General features: G+C 60.3%; 7 protein-coding genes and 1 pseudogene. 5 read left to right on the top strand and 3 right to left on the bottom strand.

What is annotated here, in order from left to right; genetic code table 11:
• Nucleotides 1-415: pseudogene (locus E4Q23_RS16165) on the bottom strand (transposase); the annotation flags it as partial.
• A 75-nt stretch (nt 416-490) separates the two neighbouring features.
• Here E4Q23_RS16165 and E4Q23_RS16160 point away from each other — a divergent pair.
• The 5 genes from E4Q23_RS16160 to tilS all read left to right on the top strand — a co-directional run bounded on the left by E4Q23_RS16160 (nt 491) and on the right by tilS (nt 5,468).
• Nucleotides 491-1,171, top strand: coding sequence for a TRAP transporter small permease (locus E4Q23_RS16160; protein ID WP_169067582.1), 681 nt, complete (start codon nt 491-493; stop codon nt 1,169-1,171).
• Nucleotides 1,172-1,189: 18 nt separating this feature from the next.
• Nucleotides 1,190-1,426: a TRAP transporter large permease subunit gene (locus E4Q23_RS25330; protein ID WP_423753354.1), complete on the top strand. Its 237-nt coding sequence runs from the start codon at nt 1,190-1,192 to the stop codon at nt 1,424-1,426.
• The gene (locus E4Q23_RS24640; protein ID WP_423753357.1) at nt 1,423-2,802 is read left to right on the top strand and encodes a TRAP transporter large permease; all 1,380 of its coding nucleotides are present in this window, start codon (nt 1,423-1,425) and stop codon (nt 2,800-2,802) included. The genes E4Q23_RS25330 and E4Q23_RS24640 overlap by 4 nt, the downstream gene beginning before the upstream one ends.
• Nucleotides 2,803-3,088: 286 nt before the next feature.
• Nucleotides 3,089-4,057 carry an acetyl-CoA carboxylase carboxyltransferase subunit alpha gene (locus E4Q23_RS16150; RefSeq protein ID WP_169067581.1) on the top strand — a complete coding sequence of 323 codons (969 nt, stop codon included), beginning with the start codon at nt 3,089-3,091 and terminating at the stop codon, nt 4,055-4,057.
• Nucleotides 4,026-5,468 carry a tRNA lysidine(34) synthetase TilS gene (gene tilS / locus E4Q23_RS16145; protein ID WP_169067580.1) on the top strand — a complete coding sequence of 481 codons (1,443 nt, stop codon included), beginning with the start codon at nt 4,026-4,028 and terminating at the stop codon, nt 5,466-5,468. The genes E4Q23_RS16150 and tilS overlap by 32 nt, the downstream gene beginning before the upstream one ends.
• Nucleotides 5,469-5,480: 12 nt before the next feature.
• Here tilS and E4Q23_RS16140 read toward each other — a convergent pair whose 3' ends face one another.
• Entirely contained in the window at nt 5,481-6,080 is a 600-nt protein-coding gene (locus E4Q23_RS16140; RefSeq protein ID WP_169067579.1) for a response regulator transcription factor, read from the bottom strand.
• Entirely contained in the window at nt 6,077-8,071 is a 1,995-nt protein-coding gene (locus tag E4Q23_RS16135) for a sensor histidine kinase (protein ID WP_169067578.1), read from the bottom strand. Before E4Q23_RS16135 ends, E4Q23_RS16140 begins: the two co-directional genes overlap by 4 nt.
• Nucleotides 8,072-8,112 lie beyond the last annotated feature (41 nt).

The following is an 8,112-nucleotide window of genomic DNA, read 5'->3' as shown; positions in this document are numbered from 1 at the left end:
GCATCGACCACCGGCGGCCGGCGCTGCGCATAGACCGTGGCTCGGCATAACCCTGCCAGAGCGCATTGCTGCACCACGGCGACGGGCTCGCCTGGGTCGATCCACCCATGCCGTATCACGGCAGGCTGATCCCAGACTTTTTTTTGAGCCAGTCGAGTTCCATCTTCAACTTGCCGATCTCGCTGTACAACAGCTCTGGCTCACGGTGCGCCGCCGCTGGCTTGGGGCCGCGCTTACCTTCAAACAGCGTCTTGGCATTCTCCTGGATGGCCTTCTTCCATTGCCCAACCTGGACAGGATGCACGCCGTACTCCCGCCCAATCTCGTTGATCGTCTTGACCCCACGTACAGCTTCCAGACCAACCTTGGCCTTGAACTCCGGCGTATGTACCTTCCGCGTCGCTACTTCACTCATCGCTTCTTGCTCCCTATGACCGAGCACAGCTTAAACCACTGTCTGATTTCCAGGGACCACTATAGGGTGTTTGCCATGGGAGCTTACTGGTTCCACGGTGTTTTAGTTATTTTCTTGGTGATCCTCTGGGCGCTCGAAAAGAAATTTCCGAAAGCGATGGCCAGCGCAGAGGAGTCGCTTCTGGTTCTGGTCATCACCTCGATCATGGCGGTGGCCTTTTTCCAGGTGATCGCCCGCTACGGATTCAATACCGGCTGGTCAGGGGCACTGGAATTCAATACCACGGCCTTTTCCTGGCTGATCCTTCTGGGTATGGGTTATGGTCTGAGAACCAGCCTGCACCTGGGAGTCGACATCATCATCAAGGCCGTCCCCGCGCCGATGACCAAAGCGCTGTCATTGATCGGCGCAGCGTGTTGCATGCTTTACGGCCTGATACTGCTCGACGCATCCTGGGTGGCCTTGCTCGGTGTTGACACCAAGGGTGGCGCTATCGAGTACTGGCTGAAAATGTACAAGATCGGCATTGGCTCGGAAGAACTGCACTATCCGGGATTCATACAGGACGCCTTAGGCATTCAGTCCCGTATTCACCGCTGGCTGCTGTTGCTGATCCTTCCGCTGGGCCTCGCGCTGATGGCATTCCGATCCTTGCAGGCCTTTATCGATATCGCAGGCGGTCGCCGTAAACTTCTCATCAGCGGCCATGAAGCAGAAGACATGGTCGAAGAGAACAAGCACATCTTGAAAGACTAAACGACTAAGGACCCTAGGATGAACTCTCTCTTTCTTTTTGTGATGGTGCTTGTGCTGCTCTTTATCGGCGTCCCGGTGGGCGTTGCACTGGGTCTGTCGTCGATTCTTTTCGTTGCTTTCTTTTCGCATGACTCGCTGTCGTCGGTGGCCATTCAGCTTTTTGGTGCAGGGCAGAACTACACGCTGCTGGCTATTCCGTTTTTTCATCCTGGCCTCGGCGTTCATGTCGACAGGGGGGGTGGCGGAAGCGACTGATTAATTTTGCGATCGCCAGTGTCGGGCACTTCCAGGGTGGTTTGGCCATGGCCTCGGTACTGGCCTGCATGATGTTTGCAGCCTTGTCGGGGTCGTCGCCAGCGACCGTGGTCGCGATCGGTACCATCGCCATCGCAGGCATGCGTCAGGTCGGTTATTCGAAGGAGTTCGCGGCAGGTATCATCTGCAACGCCGGTACCCTCGGTATCCTGATTCCACCGTCGATCGTGATGGTGGTTTACGCGGCTGCAACCGACGTTTCTGTCGGCCGGATGTTCCTGGCTGGCGTCATCCCGGGATTGATGGCCGGTTTTATGCTGATGGGCGCCATCTACATCGTTGCCCGGATCAAGGGTCTGCCGAAGGAAGAGTGGCGCGGTTTCGGCGCGATTCTGGATGGTGCCAAGGAAGCCGGCTGGGGTCTGTTCCTGGTGGTGATCATCATGGGCGGGATCTACGGCGGTGTGTTTACGCCGACCGAAGCCGCCGTCGTCGCAGCTGTCTACTCCATTCTCGTCGCGTTGTTTGTCTACCGTGACATGGGACCTCTGAAGGAGACGCCCTGGGTTGAGGCCTCGGACCACCAGTCGGCCCGTGTCGGTTTCAATGCTGGCGTCTACGCCGTGTCCTTCTTCATGGTGTGGATGATCCTGTCCTTCTTCGCCACTGACGGCATGGAAGCTACCGGCAAGCTCCGGGCCATGTGGGGCTTGGGGATGTCGCTTGCCATTTTCGTCGGCTATCTGTTCAAGGTTGGCCGCGAGCATGGCTCAGTAGCGAAGTGTGTGACGGGTGGTTTGGGCATCTGGCGTCGAAACCTGCTCTTGCTGGCCAAGAACTTCTTTCCGGCGCTGTTTGGCACCGAGTCGCGAGCGACGATTCTGCACGCGACGCGTACCACGGTGATGTTGATGTTCATCATTGCCAACGCCCTGTTGTTTGCGCATACCCTGTCGGCGGAACGTATCCCGCAGGACATCACCGCATGGATGTTGCAGGCCGGCTTCACCTGGTTCACCTTCCTGATTGCGGTGAACATCCTCCTGCTTATCGGTGGCCAGTTCATGGAGCCTTCTGGTCTGCTGGTGATCGTCGCGCCGGTGGTCTTCCCGATTGCCATGGAACTGGGAGTGGATCCGATTCATCTGGGCATCATCATGGTAGTGAACATGGAGATCGGCATGATCACGCCGCCGATCGGGCTGAACCTGTTCGTGACCTCCGGGATTACCAACATGAGCCTGGCGACGGTAGTGAAGGCGGCGATGCCCTTTGTCGGCGTCTTGATGATCTTTCTGGTCATCATTACCTATGTGCCGTGGCTGTCGACGGTATTGCCGTATGCTCTGATGGGGCCGGAACTGGTCATCAAGTAGGATCTAGCCTCTCTGGGTGGAGTTGGTAGGGAGTCACACGGCTTCACGATTCACTCCACCCGAACGCAGTACTTGTCCGCCGCTGACCTCCTGGAGGCCAGCGGCGGCTTTATTTCCGCATCGCGGCGCTTGCTCGGCTGCGCCCCGATTTTTTCCCGCTTGACGAGAGCCGTCCGCCGCAGGCGGTGGCCGTGTACTATTGCTGTGGCGTGCGTCCCGCGCGATCTTTCGCGGTAGAATGCGGGGTTGTTGCAAACCCACATGTTTACCAATACGGTTGGGCCTGATGAAAACCAGTTTCCTCGACTTTGAACAACCGATCGCCGATCTCGAAGGCAAGATTGAAGCGCTGCGCTTTGCTCAGGACGATTCTGCGGTCGACATTTCCGATGAAATCGGCCGCCTCGAGAAGAAGAGCCAGACCCTGACCAAGGATACCTATGCCAAGCTTTCGGCCTGGCAGGTGTCGCAGGTGGCGCGCCATCCGCAGCGCCCTTACACGCTCGATTACCTGTCGCTGATCTTCACCGACTTCGAGGAGTTGCACGGTGATCGGGCCTTTGCCGACGACCACGCGATCGTCGGTGGCCTGGCCCGCTTCGACGGTCAGCCGGTGATGGTGATTGGTCACCAGAAAGGGCGCGACACCAAGGAGAAGATTGCCCGCAACTTCGGTATGCCGCGTCCGGAGGGGTATCGCAAGGCCTTACGCCTTATGCGACTGGCCGAGAAGTTTCGTATTCCGGTGTTGACTTTCATCGATACGCCTGGGGCCTACCCGGGCATTGACGCCGAAGAGCGTGGGCAGTCCGAGGCGATCGGTCGCAATCTCTACGTAATGGCCGAGCTGAAAGTGCCGATCATCGTCACCGTCATCGGTGAAGGTGGTTCGGGCGGCGCGCTGGCCATCGGTGTTGGCGATGTGGTGCAGATGCTGGAGTACTCGACCTACTCGGTGATTTCGCCCGAGGGTTGCGCGACGATTCTCTGGAAGAGCGCCGAAAAAGCAAGCACGGCCGCAGAAATCATGGGTATCACCGCGCCCCGTTTGCTCGCGCTGGGTTTGATCGACGCCATCGTCGAAGAGCCGACCGGTGGTGCGCATCGTGCTCATCAGGCGATGGCGAAAAACCTCAAGGAAGCCTTGCAGAATGCTTTGCAGAAATTGGCACCGGTGCCGACCCGCGACTTGCTCAAGACTCGCCTTGCGCGCCTGATGGCCTATGGCCGGGTCAAAGAGCTGGCCCGCCGCTAAGACCAGCGCGGCGCAAGCGTCGGCCGCCCCGATTCTGCAGACGCTTGCGGCGTTTTTCGAAACGCGACTGCTGTCTGGATCTCGTCTGTGCGTCGGTCTATCCGGGGGCGTCGACTCGGTTGTCTTGCTGCACGCGCTCGACTGCCTGCGTCGTTCCGGGCTGCAGGTCGATCTCTCGGCGGTGCACGTCGATCACGCTCTGAGCAGCAATGCCGCTGCCTGGGCAGCTTTCTGCGTCGATTTTTGTCGGCGCCTGCAGGTGCCGCTGGAAATCCATCGCGTCGAGGTGCCGCGTGCCAGCGGTGAGGGCTTGGAAGCCGCCGCGCGGCGCGTGCGTCATGCGGCGTTTGCCGCCTGTCGAGCCGAATGGTTGGCGCTGGCCCACCATCGCGATGATCAGGCCGAGACGGTTCTCTTCCGTTTGCTGCGCGGAGCGGGTGTTGCCGGCGCCGCTGGAATGCCTGCCGAGCGGCCGCAGCCACGTGGCCCGCGCCTGATTCGCCCACTCCTCGATGTTTCGCGGTCGCTGATCCTGCGCTATGCAGAAATGCATTCGCTGGCCTGGATCGAAGACGAAAGCAATGCCGATTGCCACTATCGCCGAAACCACTTGCGACGTGAAGTCATGCCGCGCATTGCGGTCCATTTTCCCGGCGCTGCTCAGGCACTGGCGCGTGCCGCGCGCCATTTTTCCGAGGCGACAGAGCTTCTCGATGAACTGGCGCAGGCCGATCGGGCTGCCCTGATTGGTGAGTGTGGGCGGATTGATCTGGCGCGCTTCAACGCGCTTTCGCCAGCGCGAGCGCGCAACCTGCTGCGATCGGAACTTCTGGCGAGCGGCTTTCGCGCCCCGGAGGCGCGCTGGCTCGACGAGGCGTTACGCCAGCTGAAGACAGCGGCGGCGGCTTCGCAGACCTGCATCGCCACTGTGGATGGCGAAGTTCATACCTATCGGGGCAAGTTGTATATTTTTGCGCATTGTCCGGCTCTTGGGAATCTTGCCGTGAGTTGGAATGGCGAGCTGAGGCTGCCCTGGGGCGACGGCTGGGTGTCCTTCGTGCGCCGTAGCGGAAAAGGTGTCAGCCGCCGCCTGCTGGCTGCTGCGCCAGTTTTTTTGCGGGTCAGGCAAGGTGGGGAGCGCTTGCGGCCCGACGCTCGGCGCCCGGCAAGGACTCTGCGCAAGCTGTTGCAGGAAGCGGCCGTGCCCCCCTGGGAACGAGCGCGCCTGCCGCTGCTGTGCTGCGGCGAGCGCCTGGCCTGGGTTGCTGGACTCGGCGTTGACGCCGCCTTTGCCTGTGCCGCGGGGGAGGAAGGTGTCGAGCTTCTCTGGGAGAGAGGTGATGGCCAAGCGCCTGCCGGCTTCGCTTTGTCGGGGAAGCCGGCTGCCTGCATTGGTCAGGCGACCGGCTGACCGCGCCGCGGCTCAGCGCTTGCCGGCCAGCAGTTGCGCGAGTTCGACGGCTGTGCGGACGCCCATCTTTTCGAAAAGATTGGCACGATGCACTTCGACGGTGCGCATGCTGATCTGCAGTTCGTCAGCGATTACCTTGTTCAGGGTGCCGGCCAGAACCCGTTCCATGACCTGCTTTTCGCGTGTCGTCAGGCGGCTGCTTAAACTGTTGACCGAATCGCTATCGGCGGCGGCGAGGCGCTGGTTTGCATCGAGCTGCAGGGCTTCAATGACGCGATTGACCAGCTCGTTGTCGTTGCAGGGCTTTTCGACGAAGTCGAAAGCGCCTTGCTTGAGGGCCGAGACGGCCATGGGTACGTCGCCGTGGCCGGTGAGAAAGATCACCGGCAGCGTGCTGCCACGCTCGCAAAGCAGTTCAAAAAGCTCTGGCCCGCTCATCCCGTCCATGCGGATGTCGAGCAGGATGCAGCCCGGCAGCGAGGGGTTCCAGGCGGCCAGGAAATCTTCAGCCGAGGGGTAGCTCAGGCAGAGCACACCACGCGACTCGAGTAGCCAGCTCAGTGAGTCGCGGATGGCTTCGTCGTCGTCGACGAGGTAGGCGTGTGGATTCATTGCATGGCAATCGGCAGGGTGATGATAAAAATCGAGCCGCCGTCCGGGTTGGCTTCAACCCACAGGCGGCCGTGGTGGACTTCAATAATCGAGCGGCAGATGTTCAGGCCCATGCCCATGCCCTCGGCCTTGGTCGAGAACAAGGGGGTGAACAGCTTGTTTTCGACTTCAGGAGGAATGCCGGGGCCGTGATCGATGACCCGGATTTCCATTTGCTGCCTGTCGAGCTGGCTGAGCTTGACGGTCAGCCGCCGTCGCTCGGACGGGGTGTGGCGCATCGCTTCGATGCCGTTGCGCATCAGGTTGAGGAGCACTTGCTCGAGCATTACCGGATCGGCCAGCAGTTCGGGGCGCATGCCCTGAATCTCGCGGACGATATGGACGCCGCGCGCCTTGGCTGCTCCGTCGATGAAGCCGACGCTGTCGTCGATCACTTCCGCGAGATCGCAGAGCACCCGTTTGGGTTCGCTCTTGCGCACGAAGTCGTGTACGCGCCGGATGATGTGGCCGGCGCGCTGCGCCTGAACGGCCAGTTTCCCGAGCGCTTCCTTCAGCTCTTCAGTACTGAAGTTGCCTGATTCGAGCTTGTTCAGGCAGCCGGTGTTATAGCTGGTGATCGCTGCCAGCGGCTGATTGAGTTCGTGCGCCAAGGTCGAAGCCATCTCGCCCATGGTCACCAGTCGTGCCGTGACCTGCAGTTTTTCCTGCTGTTGCTGGGCGAGTTCCTCGGCGTGTTTGCGGGCCGTGACGTCGATGATCGACGCCATCCAGCCCGTCTGCTCGCCGTCCGCGTCAATCAGAGGCGCTTCGTAGACGAGAGCGTCGAAGCGGCTGCCATTCCTGTGCATGAAGCGGATTTCGAATCCCTCGTGCGGAGCCTTGCCTTCGAGAACGTCATTGTGTAGTTGCAGCGTTCTTTCCATTTCTTCCGGTGCCCAGTAGGGCATGGGTGGTGCCAGACCGATCAGCTCGTCGGCAGTGAAGCCGACCATTTGCAGGAAAGCCGGGTTGACGTAACTTACCCGGCCTTCCATGTTGCGCGCGCGCATGCCGACCATCAACGAGTCTTCCATCGCCTTGCGGAAGGCGTACTCCGAGCGCAGGGCCTGTTCGGCGTCGAGGCGCCTGCGGATCAAGCCGCGCACCGCCCACAAACTCCAGAAAACGGCTGCTGCAAGAATGATTATCAGCGCAGCGATCAGCGTTTGCGCAAGATTTCCGGCACTGCGGTAAGCAGTGACCTGCAAGACCATGCCGTAGCCTGGAGGGTCGAAAATCACCGGGTAGCTGAGCTTGGTTGATGCAGCATCGATCTTCGACTTGCTGGCCAGGAGATTGCCATTGCCGTCGAGAACGCGTACTTGATACTTGGCAGCGAACCACCAGGGAACCTGCTGCTCGAGCAAGCGATTCAGCGAGTAGACGGCGAGCAGCGTGCCGCGGTGCTCGCCTTCCTCGAAAATGGGCACGTAGACTTCGAACTGCGCGGCGTCATCCACCCAGTAGGCATCGCTGTAGGTTGGCTTGCCAAGCTGGGCGAGTTCGATTGAGCGGTTGACCGGGTCCTGGCCCGAAGCGTCTTTGCCGTGTCGTGGCAAGCTTTGCGTTGGCATGCCGTGCACCGCTTCAGCCGCGGCATCAAGCCAGAGCAGCTGCAGGAGTTCCGAGTTATTCTTGAGAATGTGGCGAGCCCGCAGAACGAAGAGCGCGTCTCTATCTTTTGCCCGCGTCAAATCGAGGACCAGTTGCCGTATCTGCTCGGAGTTTCCCTCTAGGTGAAAGCGGACGCTCTGCTCGAGCCAGAGGACGTCGGCAATAAGGGTCGAGCGCTGTTCGTCAATGTCGTTCTGGCGTAGCAGCCAGAGCAAGGCGATGAGCAGTATCAGAAGCAGACCAACCGCCCCTTTCAGAATCGAGAGATACCACTGCGACCAGTTCAGCGACGCCGGCCGGCGTAGCGCATTCTGGTGCAGAAGGGGTGCGTCTTCCATGGCGCTCCATCTTACGCAAGTTATCGCCCGCGGGGTGTGCA

The sequence above is a fragment of the Candidatus Accumulibacter phosphatis genome (assembly GCF_012939955.1).
Lineage (GTDB): Bacteria > Pseudomonadota > Gammaproteobacteria > Burkholderiales > Rhodocyclaceae > Accumulibacter > Accumulibacter delftensis.
The sequence above is the reverse complement of the archived record's forward strand: the minus strand, read 5'-3'. Positions and strand labels throughout refer to the sequence as shown.